Origin of the sequence: Acinetobacter sp. NyZ410, from assembly GCF_022828975.1 — a bacterium.
Taxonomy (GTDB): domain Bacteria; phylum Pseudomonadota; class Gammaproteobacteria; order Pseudomonadales; family Moraxellaceae; genus Acinetobacter; species Acinetobacter guillouiae.
The window spans coordinates 4,024,122-4,043,570 of record NZ_CP094620.1 but is presented as its reverse complement, the minus strand read 5'-3'; the positions used below and the strand labels follow the sequence as shown (position 1 = coordinate 4,043,570).

The following is a 19,449-nucleotide window of genomic DNA, read 5'->3' as shown; positions in this document are numbered from 1 at the left end:
TTTATGTTGAACGCATATTGCTGATTAGTGCACCATAGAAATCTTGTCTAAGAAGAATTTGGTTCTTTCATGACGCTCATCAGGCTTATTAAAGAAGTCATCTGTTGCACAGTCTTCCAAAATCTTGCCTTGATCCATGAAAATAACTCGACTTGAGACTTTACGAGCAAAGCCCATCTCATGAGTTACACACATCATGGTCATGCCTTCTTTTGCCAATTGACTCATGACTTCAAGCACTTCACCCACCATTTCAGGGTCTAATGCCGAAGTAGGTTCATCAAATAACATGCACACTGGATCCATACATAGACCGCGGGCAATCGCAACACGCTGTTGCTGACCACCAGACAGTTGCCCTGGAAACTTATTTTTGTGAGCTGCCAGACCAACACGATCTAAATATTGCAACGCTTTTTTCTCAGCCTCTGCTTTAGAACGATTTAAAACCTTAAGTTGCCCAATGGTTAAATTATCCAAAACAGTCATATGTGGGAACAATTCAAAGTGCTGGAATACCATTCCCACACGAGAACGGAATTTTGCCAGATCAGTTTTTGAATCTTTTAAGGCTGTTCCATCCACAACAATATTGCCTTCTTGGAATGGTTCTAATGCATTTACAGTTTTAATCAGTGTGGATTTACCAGAACCAGAAGGTCCACACACCACCACAACTTCACCTTTTTCAATTGAAGTGGTGCAATCTGTAAGAACTTGAAAATCTCCATACCATTTTGAGATATGTTGTATTTCTATCATTGGCATATTGATTCTCCAATTATCGAATTATTGCTATTTTTTGATGTAAACGCTTCACAAGTTGTGAAAGCGCAAAGGAGATACAGAAGTAAACAACGGCTACAATCAGGTAGAAAGTTGCTTTGGTTTCAGCACCGTAGGTATTTGCTAAGGTATTGGCATTGCCCAAGAAGTCTGGCGCACTAATCACGTAAACTAATGATACGTCTTGGAAAAGTACGATAGATTGAGTCAAAATGACAGGTAGCATGTTTCTAAAAGCCTGTGGTAACACCACATTGGACATGGTTTGTCCATAGGTGAAACCAAGTGCATAACCTGCATTGACCTGACCTTTAGAAACAGACTGAATCCCTGAACGGACAATTTCTGAAAAGAATGCAGCTTCAAAAATTGCAAAGGTCACCACACTTGAAAACAGTGGGCCATAATAGGTATCTGACTGAAACTCAAAAATCTTTGGCAATAAGAAATAGAAAATGAAGATCACTTGAATCAGTGGTACACCACGGAAGAAATCGACATAAACTTTAGCAAAATTACTGGCAACTTTATTGTTGGATAAACGCATCATGGCCAAAGGTGTGCCAATCAGAATCCCGCCAATAATTGATAAAATCGTCACCGTAACGGTAAATTTAAACCCTGCGATCAGCGTTTGAATAACATCTTGATTTTGTAAAATACTAAAATCCATGACTATTTACCCCCCGAGCCTAGACCAGGAACAGCCATACGTTTTTCAATCCAAGCCATGATCAACTTAATGGTATAGGTAATGACTAAGTAAACTGGTGTCGAAAGAATAAGAATAACAATATCTTGCGATGTTTCTTCACGCATGGTTTTGGTATAAGCAAAGAAGTTCAAAACACTCAGCGCATACAGTACAGCAGAGTTTTTGAAAATATTCATTGCTTCAGAAGTGAGCGTTGGCCAAACAATACGATAAGCGACAGGGAGAATGACATAGCGATAGCTTTGGCTTTGATTTAAACCAATTGCAAAAGCCGCATTTTTTTGTCCATTTGAAACCGTATTAATGCCTGAGCGCACTTGTTCAGCAATACGTGCTGCGGTATATAGACCGAGTGCAAACACCCCAACCACTGCGGGATTATCATTGAGAATATTTTGCCACCAACCACCATTAACCATCTCTCCACTACCAGTACTTAAGCTGAGTGGTAATAATTGCGGGAATACGAATGCCCAGAAAAATAGTTGTACGATCAGCGGGATATTTCGGAAAAGTTCGACGTAACAAGTACCAATAAATGAAAGTGGTTTATTGGGTAGTGTACGTAAAATCCCGATCAGAGAACCAAGAAGAAATGCAATGAAAAATGCAGCAATCGCGGTCCAGACCATAGTCCAAACACCTGAGCCTAGGAGTTGTAGCCAGGTTGGTGCATCTGCAACAGGGGAATAACTTTCACCACCAATTGCTTTACAGACAGATTCAGCCCATGCAGCTTTATCAAGACTATATTCATTCGAGGGGAGACAATATGCTGTCCAGTTAAGTGAGCCTACGGACATGTGTGCTCCTTGTATTTTTAATTTTATAAAAATTTATAGACCAGACTTTAAACCTAATCTGATCTATAAACCGTTGTTTTAAACTACGTTATTAGTTGATACCAGCATCCGTAGGATTGGCTTTAAGTTTTAAATATGATGAGCTCATTGGCATATTTAAATTGACATTTTTAGGTGCGATTGGTGACTGGAACCATTTTTTATATAGCGCCGCCATTTGACCATTTTTCCACATTGTTGTTACTGTTTTATCCGCGATTGCTTTATATGCTGCATCGCCTTTCGGTAACATAATGCCGTACGGCTCAGAAGAAAGTACTGGACCTACAATTTTAAAGTCTTTTGGATTTGATGATTTTGCAATTAACCCTGCAAGAATATTGTCATCCATCACAAATGCTGCAGCACGGCCAGAAGCGACCATGGCAAATGAGTCTGAGTGGTCTTTACCGTAAACGTTGTTTACGTTGACTTTTTCGCCTTTCTCACCCATTTTGATGTATTTGTCAGATGTAGTCCCTTGGGTGGTCACAACTGCTTTACCATTTAAATCGGCAATTGTTTTAATTGGCGCATTGGCTTTAACTGCCATGCGTACTTCTGTTGCATAATAGTTGGTTGAGAAGCTCACTTGTTGTTGGCGTTGAACAGAGTTTGTCGTTGTACCACACTCCATATCGATATTACCTGCCAACATTTCTGGAATACGCGTAGAAGAGGTAACCGCTTTATATTCAACTTTAAGATTTGGCATCTTAAGCGTTTTTTTCAGCTCATTGGCAAAGTTATTACAAATATCGACAGCATATCCCATTGGTTTACCACCAACCACATAGGAAATCGGATCAGATGACTCACGGTAACCAATGATCACTTTCCCTGATTGTTTGATCTTTGCTAATGTATCTGCTGCTTGAACCTGTGAAAAAGCACCGCCAGCCATAAGTACACCAAGCGCTGTGGTTAAAACTTTTTTTGATAGTGTTTTTGTAGATAGTGTCATTTGAGTTCTCCATTACATGATTTTTTTGGCAGTTTAAGCCGCTCGTTTCTAAAATTAAGCAGTTATCGTGCCAAACCTTTTCCTTGAAACTACGATTCATCATATTTCTTTATATCATTATTTTTATACTCACTATTCCAATAAGTAAAGGATAAAAATAATAAATTTCACAAAGTAGAAATGTGACTGGTCTCACAAAGTGGAACCTATTTTATTTAAATATTTTGAAATAAATAGCCCTAAAGCCATTTATTTTTGCTTATAGGTTTTAAATCTCTATTTATATAATTGATGACTATTTCAACAGATCTGGATCAGAGGTCTTTTTAGAAAATTGAATAAAAAAACGACATAATTAAAATTTATCTTTAATTGATAAATAACAAACATTTTTATCTAAGGTATTCATTTTTTTTACTGGTCCTAATCCATTTCCTGTGATATAAAAAATCAGTAGGCATGAATTTTGCATTGCTTATTCACATAAGATGAAATGAAATAATACAGTGTGGGAATTATGGGTATGAAGTTATCGGTTGGATTAAAAGTTGCAAATTCGTTGTCGCTTACGCCACAACTGCAACAAGCCATTCGATTACTGCAATTATCGAGTTTGGAACTTGAACAAGAAATTCAAATTCAACTTGATAGTAATCCTTTGCTTGAAAAAGTTGAAGAAGAGACACATGAAAGCCCTGAAAATGTAAAACAAGAGCAACATGAATATGAGCTTTCAGATTCTTTAAATGCCAACCACTTACCCGATGAGCTGCCTGTAGATACAGATTGGGATGATGTCTATACCCATCAATCAACTGCAATGGAGCGCCCTGAGTTTGAGGATCGTGAAGACAATCGTCATTCAGAAGCATCATTAAAAGAACATATGTTGGGGCAAGTCAATTTATTGCATTTTTCTCCAGTGGATAAGTTAATTGCGTATTGCATTGTCGATGCTTTAGATGAAAAAGGATTTTTGGCTGCCGATATTGAAGAAATTGTCAGCTCAGTACAGCATCTACTACAACAAATGGATTATGACATTGAGGTTGAAGAGGATGAGGTTCTGGTTGTTTTAAAACATATCCAACGCTTAGAACCGATTGGTATTGGTGCTCGTAGTCTTGCAGAATGTCTTTTTGTGCAAATTGAGGCTTTAGCTACCACCACACTGTTTAGGAAAGAAGCGCTAATGTTGTTGAAACATTATGAGCTTTTGGTCAGTAATGACTTAAATAAACTGATTAAGCAAACGGGTTTAAATGCCGAGTTATTAAAGTCAGCAATTGATTTATTGAAAACCCTTAAACCTTATCCAGGTGCTGAATTTGAGCAAAAAGAATCAGATTATCAAATTCCAGATGTGGTGGTGTCCAAGAAAAATGACCATTGGTATGTTCAACTGAACCCAGATATTTTACCAAAACTTCGAATTAACTCATTTTATTCAGGCATGATTAAACGTGCTGATCAAAGTGATGATAACCAATATTTACGCAATCAAATGCTTGAAGCGAAAAACTTTATTAAAAGTGTCGATGAGCGTCATAAAACTTTATTAAAAGTCGCAAGTTGCATTGTGCAACATCAACGTGAGTTTTTAGAAATCGGTGCTGAAGGAATGAAACCTTTGGTTTTGCGAGATGTTGCAGAAGAAGTTGAATTACATGAGTCAACAGTTTCTCGTGTCACCACCAATAAGTTTTTACTGACACCTCGTGGTCTATTTGAGCTGAAATATTTCTTTTCGAGTCATGTGGGAACAACTTCTGGAGGAGAAGCATCGTCGACAGCCATCCGAGCAAAAATCAAAAAGCTTGTTGCAGATGAAAACCCACGTAAGCCGTTGTCAGACAATACAATTGCCAATTTATTAAAAGAAGAGGGGATTGATGTGGCACGACGGACAGTCGCAAAATATCGTGAATCGTTACATATTCCGTCTTCATCTGACCGAAAAGTGTTGATCTAAATTTTAAAGTGTGGCTATTCTAATTGTTCATTATGACGAAATAATGAATCGCTTTTTGTCTTTTGGAGTAACTTAAATGATTGCATGATATTGAGCACAGTTTTTTCCTTGGTGAATGCTGTCATGAGATCGTTTGGGTTATGACTTTCATATTCCTATATAAGGAGAGGGATAAAGCTATGCAAATTACAATCCGTGGACATCACTTAAGTATTACACCAGCAATAGAAGAAAATATTCGAGATCGATTTGCCCAGATGACCAAGCATATTGATCAGGTCAATAGTATGCAGGTCAAGCTGAGTAAAGATCATCAATTGGATAAAAGATCAAAAAAAGGCAGTGCAAATCATATTGCTGAGGCAATTGTTCGTTTGCCGGGGATAGAGCTTTTTGCCCAAGCGAGCGCTGATGATATGTATAATGCGATTACAAAATTGACAGATAAATTAAAAAGGCAATTAGATAAGCATCGGAAAATGCAGTTGGATTATCAACCAATGGAAATTTTAGCGACATAAAATTGATATTTTAAAAGAGGTTGAAAAGACCTCTTTTTTTTATCTATATTTTTTGTACAAGTTAATGAATTATTTCGGTGAGTTATAGTAAAATATCCCGTTTTTACACTGTCAGTCCTATAAGAGGTCGATGCAATGAATAGTGAACAGCTCACTGAAATCTTAAAAGCAGCTTTTCCTGATGCTGAAGTTGCTGTCAGTGGACAAGCAGGTAAATTTGACCTTCGTATTGTCGATAATCAGTTTGAAGGGAAACGTCCTGTTCCTCGTCAACAAGCTGTTTACGCGCCACTTAATTCTTATATTGCCAGTGGTGAGGTACATGCGGTAACTATTCGTGCAATGACTAAAGAAGAATGGCGCAAAGCCAGTATGTTTGGAGCTTAAGCGTCAATGGATAAATTTGTCATTCAAGGTGGTGTAAAACTCGAAGGTGAAGTTCGTATTTCTGGTGCGAAAAATGCGGCTTTACCTTTATTGGCTGCAATGATTCTTGCAGATACACCGATTACATTAAAAAATGTTCCAGATCTAAAAGACGTTCGCACTTTAGTTAAGTTGATTGGTGGTTTAGGTATCACCATGAGTTATGAGGGCGAAACGGTTATCGCAGATACCTCTACACTGGATAATCAATTTGCGCCTTATGAACTGGTTAAAACTATGCGCGCATCTATTTTGGTGCTTGGTCCGCTGTTGGCGCGCTATGGTAGTGCAAAAGTTTCACTTCCTGGTGGGTGTGCAATTGGTTCACGCCCTGTTGATCAGCATTTAAAAGCCTTAGAAGCTTTGGGTGCACAAATTGAGGTCGAAGCAGGTTATGTTCACGCTAAAGTGGATGGACGTTTAAAAGGTGGTGAAGTCATCTTTGATATGGTGACTGTCGGTGGAACGGAAAATATTTTAACTGCAGCAGTATTGGCAGAGGGTGTTACAACAATTCGTAATGCTGCGCGCGAACCTGAAATTACAGACCTTGCACTAATGCTGATTAAAATGGGTGCAAAAATTGAAGGTTTAGATACAGATACCTTGGTGGTCACTGGTGTTGAAAGTCTACATGGCTGTGAATATTCAGTGGTTGCTGACCGTATTGAAACTGGTTCATATTTAGCAGCGGCGGCTATAACTGGCGGTAAGGTCAAAACCACACATACTGATCCAAATCTTCTTGAATCTGTTTTAGATAAATTTGAAGAAATGGGTGCAGAAGTCACACGCGGTGAAGACTGGATCGAATTGGACATGTTGGGGAAACGTCCGAAAGCTGTCAGCTTCCGTACCTTGCCACATCCAGAATTCCCAACAGATATGCAAGCACAGATCATGGCGGTAAATGCCATTGGGCGTGGTTTTGCAACAATTTCTGAAACGATTTTTGAAAATCGTTTTATGCATGTACCTGAATTAGCACGTATGGGCGCAAATATTCAGGTTGAAGGCAATGATGCTGTAGTTACAGGTGTGGAAAAATTATCTGCTGCACCTGTTATGGCAACTGACCTACGTGCTTCATTTTCTTTAGTTTTGGCTGCTTTAGCTGCTGAAGGGGAAACCATCATCGATCGTATTTATCATATTGATCGTGGTTATGAAGATATCGAAGCAAAGTTACAAGGTCTAGGTGCCCAAATTAAGCGAGTGAGCGAGTAAGTTAATGAGCGATATGAGAAACGATGATCCAAACTTTGACGTAATGGGCAATTTTGATCATGGTTTAACTTTGGCATTGAGTAAAGGACGTATTTTAAAAGAAACGTTACCTTTACTTGAAACTGCTGGAATTAACTTATTGGAAGATCCTGATAAATCTCGTAAGTTAATTTTCCCAACCACACACAAATCCGTTCGTATTTTAATTTTGCGGGCTTCTGATGTGCCAACCTATGTGGAAAATGGCGCAGCGGATATTGGTGTAGCGGGTAAAGATGTGTTGATGGAACATGGCGCTCAAAATGTCTATGAACCATTGGATTTAAAAATTGCTAACTGTAAATTAATGACAGCTGGTAAAGTCGGTATGGTTCGCCCTAAAGGACGTTTAAAAATTGCCACCAAGTATGTAAATTTAACCCGTCAATATTATGCGAGCTTAGGCGAGCAAGTTGATGTGATTAAACTTTACGGCTCAATGGAATTAGCGCCATTGGTTGGTTTGGGTGATTATATTGTCGATGTGGTGGATACAGGGAATACTTTGCGTGCTAATGGTCTAGAGCCTTTGGAAGAAATCTGTAAAGTATCTTCACGTTTAATTGTCAATAAAGCCAGCTTTAAGCGTAAGCAAACATTATTAAACCCGATTCTTACTCAGCTTGAAAAAGCAGTAGAAGAACGTCAAAAGAACAATTAGTTCATTCATGTTTGTTCGATAAAGATACCGTCTAATTTTAGGCGGTTTTTTTATGCAATTTATGTTAAAAAATAACCATCCATGATTTAAAAAAAGAGTTTATGAAAACACCTCAACAACGTAAAGAACAGTCTATTTTAAAACTTAAAAAGTATTCAATTCCTTATATTGACTGGTTACCTGTGATCGAAGCTGCTGAAGATGTTCAAGCACGCAGTGCAGAACAGATTGCAAAACGCGCGATTGCTTGTTTATGGGTGATTCAAGTCGCTTGTGATCTGAATAATGATCAATATGATGATGAAACACAGCTATTTGTATTTGATATTTTGAAGAAAATGCAGGTGCTAGATGCTTTAACCGAGAAAGAACAGGCAATTTTAAAGCGTGAGGCTTCAGCACAAGATATCATCAATATGGTGTGGAAATATGAGGCCTATTGGGTATTGTTATGGGCTTTGGGGATTGTGGATGAGTTGAGTTATCCAGCAGATATCGTTGATTGTGATTTTGCCATTCAAGCTGTATCGTCGTGTGATACCTATGCAGAATTTATGGCCAAAGTACAGTTACGGGATAGCGAAGAAATTTTAGATCAGGCTGATTTAATTTATCGTTATGATTGGGCATGTGTAAATGCGCGTTTAAAGCAACAGGATGCACCTGAAAATTTAAATTCATCTATTGTTGTGGAACGGCATGGTGCATTGAACTGGTTGATTCAGGCGGATAGTGATTGGGATCACCCAGATGTGAGCACCTAAATAAAAGTTTGCTATGCCAAAAGTGATTTGCAATCAAACTTTCCTATTAAAGTAAGTTGAAATGTTGCGGTGATGTTGCCCACAAGATACTCAAAACAAGGTAAACTAAATCTTTCCTAAACAACCTTGTGGGTAAATTGATGCGACGTTTATCGACTCAAGAGCAGAACTTTAAACAAGTCTTTGCTGACTTGTTAGCTTTTGAAACAGTGAGTGATCCTGAGCTTTTAAAAACAGTAGACCAAATTATTGCAGATGTACGCCAACATGGCGATGCACATGTACTTAAACTCACTCAACAGTTCGATCGACATCCAGCGCATCAATTTTCAGATTTAGAACTGACACAAGAACAACTTAAAGTTGCATTTGAGGGGTTAACCGTAGAAGTACGTGAAGCTTTGGAATTGGCGGCCAATCGGGTTCGCTCATTCCATCAGGTGCAAAAACAAGACGGTTGGTCTTATGTGGATGAATTAGGAAATACTCTGGGTCAAAAAGTTACTCCTTTAGACCGTGTTGGTATTTACGTTCCAGGTGGTTTAGCTTCTTATCCGTCCTCTGTGCTGATGAATGCTTTACCTGCGCATGTGGCTGGGGTAGCAGAAATTATTATGGTGGTACCTGCGCCAAATGGTGATTTAAATCCTTTGGTATTGGCAGCTGCTTATTTAGCAGGCGTAAGTCGTGTGTTTACGATTGGCGGTGCGCAAGCAGTTGCCGCGCTGGCTTATGGAACAGAAACAATTCCAGCAGTGGATAAAATTACAGGACCAGGTAACCGTTTCGTTGCTGCGGCAAAACGTGCTGTTTTTGGTCAAGTCGGTATTGACATGATTGCAGGGCCTTCAGAAATTTTGGTTTATGCAGAAGGTCATAATGACCCGAAATGGTTAGCGATGGATGTTTTGTCACAAGCTGAACATGATACGGTTGCACAAGCGATTTTTATTACGCCTGATGAACAGCTGTTAAATGATGTCGAGCAAGCCATTGAGGAACATTTGGCTGCACTACCCAAAGCTGAAATTGCACGAACTTCGATTGCAAATCGTGGTGCTTTGGTCTTGGTTAAAGATCGCCAAGAAGCCATTGATTTGATTAATCAAGTTGCGCCTGAGCATTTGGAATTGTGCTTAGATGACGCTGAGCAGATGTCAGAAAGTATTCGCCATGCAGGTGCAATCTTTATGGGGCGCTATACACCAGAAGCGATTGGTGATTATTGTGCAGGGCCTAATCATGTCTTACCTACTTCTGGTACAGCACGCTTTTCGTCACCTTTGGGTGTTTATGATTTTCAAAAACGTTCAAGTTTGATTATGTGTTCTGAGCAAGGGGTAAAATCGCTTGCCAAGGCCGCAGATATTCTTGCACAACAAGAAAATTTAGATGCGCATGCCCGATCAGCAAGATATCGTTATCAGTAATTCACCAATGGCCCAATATCCGTAAAAAATCCTTCTCCCTTAGGGAGAGGGTGTGGATGAGGGTGTAAAAATTTAACTGACTTAGTTTGGGGATTCTATTGAAATACCCAAACCCTCTCCTAGAGTGAGAGCGCTTATATAAAGTAAGTCAAGTGAGAAAAAATACGAGATAAAAATGCCAAATATTAGCCCTGAGCAAATGCGTTTTTGGAGTCCTGAAGTACGTGAATTAGAACCGTATGTCCCAGGTGAGCAGCCTAAAATCCAAAACTTATTAAAACTGAATACCAATGAAAACCCATATCCGCCATCGCCAAAAGTGGTTGCAGCGGTTCAGTCTGTACTTATAGATTCAGCAGATGTATTGCGACTTTATCCAGATCCAGATGCATCGGCACTCAAACAAGCGATTGCGAAACAACAACATGTAGATGTCGCAAATGTCTTTGTTGGTAATGGTTCGGATGAGGTTTTAGCCCATATTTTTAAAGCATTTTTTGTTCAAGATAAACCGATTCTATACCCAGATATTACCTATAGCTTTTATCCTGTTTATAGTCAGTTTTTTGGAATTTCAACCCAAACTAAAATCTTGCCGTTAAATGATGCTTTTGAAATTGACGTGGCTGATTATAAACAGCCGAATGGTGGGATTATCATTACCAACCCCAATGCGCCAACCAGTATTGCATTGGGGCTGTCGGCAATTGAACAGGTCTTGCAAGCCAACCCTGATTCGGTGGTTGTGATTGATGAAGCATATGTAGATTTTGGTGCTGAATCAGCTGTAAGTCTGGTTGAAAAGTACGAAAACTTAGTGGTTTGCCAAACGACTTCAAAATCTCGTTCTTTGGCGGGTTTACGCGTTGGTTTTGCAATTGCACAGCCACATTTGATTGCCGCATTGGAAGCTGTTAAAAATAGTTTTAACTCCTATCCAATTGATCGTTTTGCAATAGCTGCAGCTGTCGCATCATTTGAAGATCAAGAATACTTTGTAACACAATGTCAAAAAGTCATTGTGAGTCGTGACAAACTGGTGGCAGATTTAGCGGCGCTTGGGTTTAAAGTATTACCATCTTCAGCCAACTTTATTTTTGCGTGCTTACCCTCAAAAGATGCTGGTGAATTGGCGAAAGCGTTGCGTGAACGTGGCATTATTGTTCGATACTTTAATAAACCACGTATTGATCAATTCTTACGTATTACTATTGGTACAGATGAACAAAATCAACGCCTTGTTGATACGTTAAAACATGAGATTTTAGTCTAGGATTCATGTTGAGGTTGATGCCATGTATTGAGTAAATCAAGCATGGCAGCAACTTTATCAAAACATTCCTGATATTCTGCATCACAATCTGAAGCAATAGTAATTCCACCGCCTGCCCACAATGACACTTCATCTTGATATTTTTGAATTGAACGAATCAAAATGTTCCAAGAGCCGGTTCCATCAAAATTAAAATAGCCCATTGAACCACAATAAGCACCTCTTGGTGCACTTTCGAGTTCTTTAATAATTTGCATCGCACGAATTTTGGGTGCACCAGTAATTGAACCACCCGGCAATGCTGTAAATAAGACCTCAAATGGATTGACATCTGGTTTTAGGGTGGCAGTCACCTCACTCACCATATGGTGTACTTGGTTAAAAGATTCAATATTAAACAATTTTGGGGTTTTTACTGAGCCAGTTTCAGCATAGACACTGAGATCATTGCGTAATAAGTCCACAATCATGACATTCTCTGCTTGATCTTTTTTAGACTGAATCAAAGCATTTTTTGATTGTGCATCTAAAGTTGGATCGTCATAACGCGGCATTGTCCCTTTAATGGGTTTGGTGATAATTTTATGCTCAGCTTCGAAATCAATAAATAACTCAGGTGAGCAACTCAGTAATTCAAAATCATTGATTTTTAAATAACCCGAATAGGGAGCATCTGTGAGTGTCCAAAACTTTTCGGCAGTATCTAAAAGTAAACCGTGAGCTTTTGCAGTGAATTCCTGAGTTAAATTAATTTGATAGCAGTCACCCGCTTTAATATATTCTTGAACTTGTGTAAATGCATGATCATATTGTGGTTTTGTCCACGTCGCAGTACAGCTTGATAAAAGTTTAAAGCGTTGATACTGAGTGACGGGTGTGGTTAATAAATCTTGTATAAAGTTGAAAAACTCTTCTGCACAGACTTCTAAACTATAAAAAAAGAATTGTTCATTTTCTCGTTTGATAAATGTTTTATAAATACCCATGTAAAAATTGGGCTGAGATTTGGTTTGAGCATCAACATATTGCTGACTGGCATAGTTATAGTCAATAAAACCCATATATCCACCCTGAAAACTGTGCTGTTTCGGAGCCGATTGAGCGGTGAAGTTAAAGAAGTGTTTTAAATGAGGATCGCTTTTATCTTTTTGATAATGGGTAAAATGATTTCTGGTATAACGATAAAGTTGTTGCTGGGTTGAGATACAGTATTGTTCAGGTGAAAAAGCAACAATGTCTTCACCCGCGTTTTTTAAATAGATACAACCGAATAATGAGTCAAGACGGTGTAATAAATCTGCAGTGCTATTTGATGGAAAATCTAATAACTTCCGAAACATAGGGAGGTTTAACTCAAGCGCAAAAAGGGTTTGTAAGGCACTATTCTACCTGAAAATAGCACTTATAAAAGTGTTTACCGTTTATCGGTTTAATTGGGTTTTTGATAAACAGCAGTTGAACAAAAAGTAACATACCGTTAATTTAAAAGGGCAAAACGGACTACTCAAGGATTGGTGTTCTAGGTTGTAAAACAACTAAAAACAACAGGGAACTATGGAGAGTGGTTAAAAATGAAAAAAAATGCTCTTGGGAGAGTACAGATTATGAAATTATTTACTAAACTTGCTTTAGTTTCCGCAGTGGCTATGAGTTCAAACGCAATGGCAATGCAAGCAATGGATGATGCTGCGCTAAGTGCTACGACTGGTCAGGATGGTATCAGTATTGGTATCGATGCAGATAAAATTGAAATTGCAAAACTACATGTTTTTGATGGTGATGGTTTAGCTGCTACAGGTACTCCTGGTGTTACTGCTGGTTCTGGTGGTTCAGGCAAAGCAGGTGCAATTACTTTAAATAATGTGGTTGTAACTAAAACCGGTACAGGTAATTTAGCTGATTTGGTTATTGATACTGATGGTAGTGCTACCGCCGGTGCTACTGGTACACCATTCTTAAATGTCGCTGCTGCAATTAATGCATTAAAAATTGAGTTAGGCAAATTTGAAGTGAATAATGTTACAGGTTCAGCAGGTGCATATAAACCTGATGCTGGATCAGCTGAAATTTTAAGTGGCTTGACTGTGAATGTAGGTTCTACTACTGCAAATATTCAATTGGGTAATACACCTCAAGGTGCAATGATTAAACTGAATGGTTCGATGATTGGTGGTTTATCAATCAGTAACTTGGCCTTGAAAGATGCTTCTGGAGCAGGTGGTGGTTATATCGTACTGGGTGGCATAAAAGTGACTGACAGTGGTTCAGCTAATTTGGCTTTAGATGCTGATGTTGCGGTTACAACGAAAGGTTTGGCTGTAACTGCAATGAAAAGTACAACAGGTACAGATATTTACCTTACTAAAGTTGTATTGGGTGGTGGTAATGGCTTTGTTCCAGGTACGCCTGGAACCGCTGGTACAGGAACTGGTTCGGGTTCGATTGGTGATGTTGCGATTACAGGCATGAAATTCTTTAATGGCGGTTCAGCAACAGCAAATGGTGTAAAACTGTCGATTTCTGGTCACTAAGCCTAGAATTAAAATCTTAAAAAAGACGCATGCAAAGCATGCGTCTTTTTTTTACAAAAAAGCTGAGAAAAAGCGACAAAAGTTGAAAAAAAGACTGTTTTTTTTTTCAAAAACCGTTATCTTCATAATCACAGGGACGTAGAGTGTTCACTCTAAAAATAAAATCAGCACTTTAGGCAAAATACTGCCGACACTTGATAGTTAAAATTATGATAGAAATTACTTTAGGTTCGGCATTAATGTATTATTTTGCCAACCACGCCTTAGATGTGAAGCCCAAGCCAAAGGATGCGATTTACTACACTGAGCTTGCGGATTCCAGAGATAAATCATTTACACGTAATCATCGTGAAATGGTGCATGTTAAACCCGCCTTAGAAAACCAATTCCGTGGCATCGTACGTCAAGGATATGACTATAGTTGCGGTTCTGCTGCGTTAACAACATTGTTAAATGGCTATGTTGGGACAAATTTAACTGAGCAGCAAACCATGGAAGGCTTATTACGGTTTGGAGAATACAACCGCATTATTGAGCGGCGAAGTTTTTCATTGTTGGATATGAAGCGTTTTGTTGCTGCAATTGGATATGAAAGCGGTGGTTATAGAGGTGAGTTCACAGACCTAATCAATCAAAATCAACCGGTGATTGTGCCAATTTCTTATGCGGGTTTTAAACATTTTGTTGTGTTTAAAGCTTATAAAGATGGGCGTGTTTATGTGGCAGATCCAGCCTTGGGGAATATCAGTTTTGATCAAGAGCGATTTAAGCAAATTTGGGAAAATAACACCTTATTTGTGATCAATGCGCCAAAAGATCAACAACGTAACTTGTTGGCACTACAAGATGCAGATATGCGTCATGTCGATGATGCAACAATCAATCGTTATGCTTTAGTTGAAGCGCAATATTCAACAGATTATACCAATAAATTAGCAGATAAGGCTTCGACAATGCGTAAGGTGATTGACCAAGATACCAAGTCTGCAACATACAATCAGCCAATTACATCTTATATGCGACTCTATTATAAACGTAAGTAAAAGATGGATTAAAAAATTACATAACTGAATTGGAATTTTTGGAATAGGAAGAATATGAATAATCAATGGATGAAACGGACTTTACTTGCAGTGAGTATTCAGTTTGCAATTGGAAGTTTATATGCAGCTGAAACAGAGGCAAGTGCGGATGTCGTAGCAGATCAGGCTGCGAGTACAGACAATGCCAGTTCTGCAACCAGCAGTCAAACAGCTCCAGTTGCAGATGTTGCACAGGCTACAGAAGATGTCAAAATTAATAAAGATGAAACAAAATCTTTAGCACCTAAACCAGGTACACAAGCTGCAGAAGCATTGCAGAAGAAAGAAGGTGATGCTTCTCAAGAAACCAATTTACAAGAAGTTTTTACATCCAATGAACGTCAATACTCTTTAATTAAAAAGGGTGAGTTCTCAACTTTTTATGATTTAGATTATTCTTACTATCGTGATTCGCAATTAAATTTAGGAATTAACGAAGGCACAGCTTATCAACTTCGTGTTGATGAAGATGCAAGTCATACCATTAGTAATACTTTTACTGCACAGTACGGGATACGTGATAATTTAACCTTTACCGCATCTATTCCATTTATTGCTAAATCAGATAGCTTAAAAGATGCCACGGCTGCGGGCTTAGGGGATATTAACTTTGGTGCACGTTGGGAACCGTTCCCGCTGAAAGCAGGGCGTTTACCACTTATTTTATTTGGTAGCTTATCTACCAAGACAGGTGATAGTCCATATGAGATAAACCCAGAAAAAGACCTTTCAACAGGTAAAGGCTATTATTCTGTAGGTGTTGGCGCAAGTACCCGTAAATATATTGATCCTGTTGTATTGTTTGCATCGGTCTCTGCCAATTATGGATTTAAAGAAACTGGCTTAAATCAAGTGCGTGGTGGGGGCAATGCCAATGGTCAAGGTGGTGATCAGACCTATCAACGCGTTTTAGAAGAATTTGATCCTGGTATGACCGGTGGTTTCTCTTTTGGTTTTGCTTATTCATTTAACTATGATGTTTCGATGACCATGTCATACCAACAATCATTTAATATGAATACTTCGTTTAAGTATAGACCTACAGCGGGACTTGCAGATTCATATAAAGCAGCTGACCAATCTAGCGGGATGTTTTCCATTGCTCTAGGGGTGCGTGTCAATCCAGATACGATTGTCAATGGTACATTGGGGATCGGCTTAACTGAAGACTCACCAGATATTTCGCTTGGTCTATCTTTCCCATTGGATATTTTAGGCTTTGGTAAGAAGAAAGCGAACTAAAGGAGTGTAAAGTATGAAAAACATACGTTTGCGCCCATTAGTTACAGCGATTTTATTAACAGGGTGTTCAACTCAAGTATTTGCGGCGTTAGGACTTAACCTATCGGTTGATATACGCTCACTAACCATGGGGAATGCAGTAACTGCAGACCCACCTGGAATTAGTGCGATTCATTTTAACCCCGCAGCATTAACTAAACTCAAAGGCTTACAAACTGACGTACAAGGGATTGTTGCAAACTTTGATATACAACGTGAATTTTCTGCGCCACCAGGTTATAACGTATTTGGTTATTCTGATGATCCACTGATCTGTAATGATGCACCAGATAATCCTTCGGGCCTTTGTACAGATTATAAAGATTCAGTTCGTGGCGATGTAGAGTATGCAAGTTTATATATTCCCATTCTAAAGAAAGTCGTGGATTTGGGACCTGGCTGGCCAGTGTTAGCGCCAACGGGAGGGATTTCTTATAATCCTCCAGGCTCAAAATTGACCTATGCAACTGCTGTATATGCACCAATGGTGGCAGGTTTTGGCTCAGAAGATGGTAACCCAGGTAACTATATGGGGCAGCAAGTTGCCATTGAGCGTATAACCTATTTGTCTCCATCTATTGCATATCAAGTCAGCGATGAATTGTCTATTGGTGCTTCGATCGGGATGTCATATAACGCAATGGCATTAAAAACTGATCTGCGATTTCCAAATGAAATGATCGGTGTTCTACGATTGATTGATGAGTCTGTTTGTGGGCCTTTCCGAAATAACTCGAATGTGATTACTGACCTTATATTATTTGGTATTTGTAATGCAGATGAGGGCATGAACCCATTTGGTCAATTCGGCAAAATGCAGGTGAGTCTTGAGCAGAGTTTAAGCCCAAGTTATAACTTAGGTTTAATGTGGGAACCTACAGAAAACTTCGGTTTTGGTATGGTCTATCAAAGTTCCGCCAAAATGCGTATGAAAGGTAAATATTTTATCGACAATGCCAACGCACCACGCGAGCTTATAAAAGGCTTGAACTCTTCAGCAACAGGTCAAATTCTTGCGGCGATTTTAGGTTTTCCAGGCTATATTCCACCGACCGAATCAGGTTTGATTTCAATGGATTTGGAATATCCTGCTCATTTTCAAACCGGTATAAAATATAAAATTTTACCTGATTTACAGGTGAATTTTGATGTGGGCTGGACCGACTTTAAAGCATGGGAAAAGTTTCAGTTTGAATTTGATCGACAAATTTCAGCATTAAAAATTGCTAAATTATTATCCAATCAAGTCACAGATACCTCACTGGCTTTTCCACTCGGCTTTCAATCACCGTGGAGCTGGGGAATTGGTATTGAGTATTCAGCAAATGATCGTCTAAAACTTCGTGCTGGTTATGAACCTCGTGCTAGTGCGATCCCCGATGATAAACGGAATACCATGGTGCCGATTAACAATGCGCAATTATTTGGTTTAGGTTTAGGTTATCGTTTTGATGAAGATAGTGATATTGACTTATCGATCGGTTTCTTGCGTAGCCGAGATAATATTCCAGCAAACAGCAGTAGTTTGGCCAATAAAACAGGGGTGGATAACTTGTTACTCAACCCATATGCTGGTTTAAATGTAAAGACCAATACAAAAGTTACAATTCTAGGGCTTAACTACAGAACGAGATGGTAATGCGTTTGAATGTTGGAAAAAAAACAGTCGTAACTTCTTTGTGGCTAGCTTTAAGTTTTAGTCTAGCCACATCAATTTCTTATGCTGCCAATTTTTATACAATTATTGGCCCTGATGGACATCCAATGATTGTTCAGAAACCTGAAGCAGCTCCAAAAGTAGATGTAAAGCAAAAAAATAAACCAGTACAAGACGTTAAACCAATACAAGAAGTCAAACAAATACAAGAGACTCAAGCTGCCAAGCCTAATGTACCAGTAATAGAAGCTCCAGCCATCGTTAAACAAAGTCAAAAAGAGAGGGCGCCTAAAAATACGCCATCAGCGGTTACTACTGCTCAGCCTGCACGGCAATCCGCTTTAATGGAGCATAAAGCTAAAATTCAAAGCCCTGTTCAGATACCAGATCAGCCTTTAGCACCAGCGTCACAGACGATAGTACCTCAGCTTGTTGTGGAAAAACCGCCACAGCAGCCCGCTGATATTACTCAACAAACCAATAAGGTTGAGAAACTAGAGAAAATAACGCCAGTAGACCAATCTGCGGTCAAGACCAATAAAGAAGTTGCCCCGAAAAGTACTCAAACGATAGAAGATCAGCATTTCACAGTTATTGATGGTGAACAATATGTCAATAATGAGTATTTAGAAGATCGTGAATTCAATTTAGAAGGTAAAAAAAGATTTTATATGACGCCTGAGATCGGCGCAGTGCATGGTCGTTATGAAACCATCGAACGGCAAAAAGGTTTAAGTAAGAGCCTTTTAAATAGTATTCGTGGCAATTCAGAATCGAAAGAAAAAAAGCCAGTTGTTTTATCATCAAGCTACTTTCGTTTACCTAAAGATGAGGTTGTTCATAATTTAGAACAAGCGTGTTTTTCTGGTAAAAAAATAACTAAAGCAAAAGATTTATCCATAAAAAATCAAGAAGTTGGCTTGTGGCCAGTTGCACCAATCAAAGAGACTTTTGCTTATGAAGTCGTGAAATTAGATTCTCAAGTGCAAAATATTTTATTAACATCCTATGCATCTTCTTCAAAGCTTCAAAGTTATTATTGGCCTTTGGTGGTATTTTTAGATGGACAAGGTTGTGTCCTCGAAGGTGTAAGTGGTTTTAAAAATGAAGAATCCCACGACAATAATTTACAATATGCGGCTATGGAAGGCGTTTTAAGAAAACCTGATCAAGCTGTATATCTATTTTTAACACCACTATCCTCAGCATTAGATGTGGAAAATAAGCAATTAACAAATCATGGACAAATTAAGCTGAGTGTAATTCAGTAAGGATGAA

The 19,449-nt window shown here is 38.8% G+C and carries 18 protein-coding genes; 13 read left to right on the top strand and 5 right to left on the bottom strand.

Going from position 1 to position 19,449, the window contains the following annotated elements:
• Positions 1–24 precede the first annotated feature (24 nt).
• The 4 genes from MTO68_RS19010 to MTO68_RS18995 all read right to left on the bottom strand — a co-directional run bounded on the left by MTO68_RS19010 (position 25) and on the right by MTO68_RS18995 (position 3,307).
• Positions 25–768 (bottom strand): amino acid ABC transporter ATP-binding protein, encoded by a 744-nt coding sequence (locus tag MTO68_RS19010; protein WP_004723740.1) that lies wholly within the window; start codon positions 766–768, stop codon positions 25–27.
• 13 nt (positions 769–781) lie between these two features.
• A complete protein-coding gene (locus tag MTO68_RS19005; protein WP_244013958.1) occupies positions 782–1,459 on the bottom strand; it encodes an amino acid ABC transporter permease in 678 nt (225 codons plus the stop codon).
• A 2-nt stretch (positions 1,460–1,461) separates the two neighbouring features.
• Positions 1,462–2,304, bottom strand: a complete 843-nt coding sequence (locus MTO68_RS19000) for an amino acid ABC transporter permease (protein WP_004817649.1) — start codon at positions 2,302–2,304, stop codon at positions 1,462–1,464.
• A gap of 91 nt (positions 2,305–2,395) precedes the next feature.
• Complete coding sequence (locus MTO68_RS18995) at positions 2,396–3,307, bottom strand: amino acid ABC transporter substrate-binding protein (protein WP_239044990.1); 912 nt, start codon at positions 3,305–3,307, stop codon at positions 2,396–2,398.
• A 523-nt stretch (positions 3,308–3,830) separates the two neighbouring features.
• Here MTO68_RS18995 and MTO68_RS18990 point away from each other — a divergent pair.
• The 8 genes from MTO68_RS18990 (at position 3,831) to hisC (ending at position 11,620) form a co-directional block, all read left to right on the top strand.
• Positions 3,831–5,279: an RNA polymerase factor sigma-54 gene (locus tag MTO68_RS18990; protein ID WP_244013956.1), complete on the top strand. Its 1,449-nt coding sequence runs from the start codon at positions 3,831–3,833 to the stop codon at positions 5,277–5,279.
• 179 nt (positions 5,280–5,458) lie between these two features.
• Positions 5,459–5,800 (top strand): ribosome-associated translation inhibitor RaiA, encoded by a 342-nt coding sequence (gene raiA / locus MTO68_RS18985; protein WP_004817646.1) that lies wholly within the window; start codon positions 5,459–5,461, stop codon positions 5,798–5,800.
• A gap of 135 nt (positions 5,801–5,935) precedes the next feature.
• On the top strand, positions 5,936–6,187 hold the full coding sequence (gene ibaG / locus MTO68_RS18980; protein ID WP_004723729.1) for a BolA family iron metabolism protein IbaG: 252 nt from the start codon (positions 5,936–5,938) through the stop codon (positions 6,185–6,187).
• A gap of 6 nt (positions 6,188–6,193) precedes the next feature.
• On the top strand, positions 6,194–7,453 hold the full coding sequence (gene murA, locus MTO68_RS18975) for a UDP-N-acetylglucosamine 1-carboxyvinyltransferase (protein ID WP_004817645.1): 1,260 nt from the start codon (positions 6,194–6,196) through the stop codon (positions 7,451–7,453).
• A 4-nt stretch (positions 7,454–7,457) separates the two neighbouring features.
• Complete coding sequence (gene hisG, locus MTO68_RS18970) at positions 7,458–8,153, top strand: ATP phosphoribosyltransferase (RefSeq protein WP_056515646.1); 696 nt, start codon at positions 7,458–7,460, stop codon at positions 8,151–8,153.
• A gap of 101 nt (positions 8,154–8,254) precedes the next feature.
• Complete coding sequence (locus tag MTO68_RS18965; protein WP_244013955.1) at positions 8,255–8,917, top strand: DUF4272 domain-containing protein; 663 nt, start codon at positions 8,255–8,257, stop codon at positions 8,915–8,917.
• 128 nt (positions 8,918–9,045) lie between these two features.
• Positions 9,046–10,347, top strand: coding sequence for a histidinol dehydrogenase (gene hisD / locus MTO68_RS18960; protein WP_244013953.1), 1,302 nt, complete (start codon positions 9,046–9,048; stop codon positions 10,345–10,347).
• 175 nt (positions 10,348–10,522) lie between these two features.
• Complete coding sequence (gene hisC / locus MTO68_RS18955) at positions 10,523–11,620, top strand: histidinol-phosphate transaminase (protein ID WP_244013951.1); 1,098 nt, start codon at positions 10,523–10,525, stop codon at positions 11,618–11,620.
• Here hisC and MTO68_RS18950 read toward each other — a convergent pair.
• Entirely contained in the window at positions 11,617–12,960 is a 1,344-nt protein-coding gene (locus tag MTO68_RS18950; RefSeq protein WP_244013949.1) for an anthranilate synthase component I family protein, read from the bottom strand. The two genes, hisC and MTO68_RS18950, sit on opposite strands and share 4 nt — an antisense overlap.
• A gap of 264 nt (positions 12,961–13,224) precedes the next feature.
• Between MTO68_RS18950 and MTO68_RS18945 the strand changes: the two genes are divergently transcribed.
• The 5 genes from MTO68_RS18945 (at position 13,225) to filE (ending at position 19,442) form a co-directional block, all read left to right on the top strand.
• A complete protein-coding gene (locus MTO68_RS18945) occupies positions 13,225–14,151 on the top strand; it encodes a DUF6160 family protein (RefSeq protein WP_244013947.1) in 927 nt (308 codons plus the stop codon).
• A 209-nt stretch (positions 14,152–14,360) separates the two neighbouring features.
• Complete coding sequence (locus MTO68_RS18940) at positions 14,361–15,194, top strand: C39 family peptidase (RefSeq protein ID WP_034613839.1); 834 nt, start codon at positions 14,361–14,363, stop codon at positions 15,192–15,194.
• Between the two features lie 54 nt (positions 15,195–15,248).
• A complete protein-coding gene (locus tag MTO68_RS18935) occupies positions 15,249–16,475 on the top strand; it encodes a hypothetical protein (RefSeq protein ID WP_004723711.1) in 1,227 nt (408 codons plus the stop codon).
• Between the two features lie 13 nt (positions 16,476–16,488).
• Positions 16,489–18,153, top strand: coding sequence for an outer membrane protein transport protein (locus MTO68_RS18930; protein WP_004817633.1), 1,665 nt, complete (start codon positions 16,489–16,491; stop codon positions 18,151–18,153).
• A complete protein-coding gene (filE, locus tag MTO68_RS18925; protein ID WP_244013945.1) occupies positions 18,153–19,442 on the top strand; it encodes a putative pilus assembly protein FilE in 1,290 nt (429 codons plus the stop codon). The genes MTO68_RS18930 and filE overlap by 1 nt, the downstream gene beginning before the upstream one ends.
• Positions 19,443–19,449 lie beyond the last annotated feature (7 nt).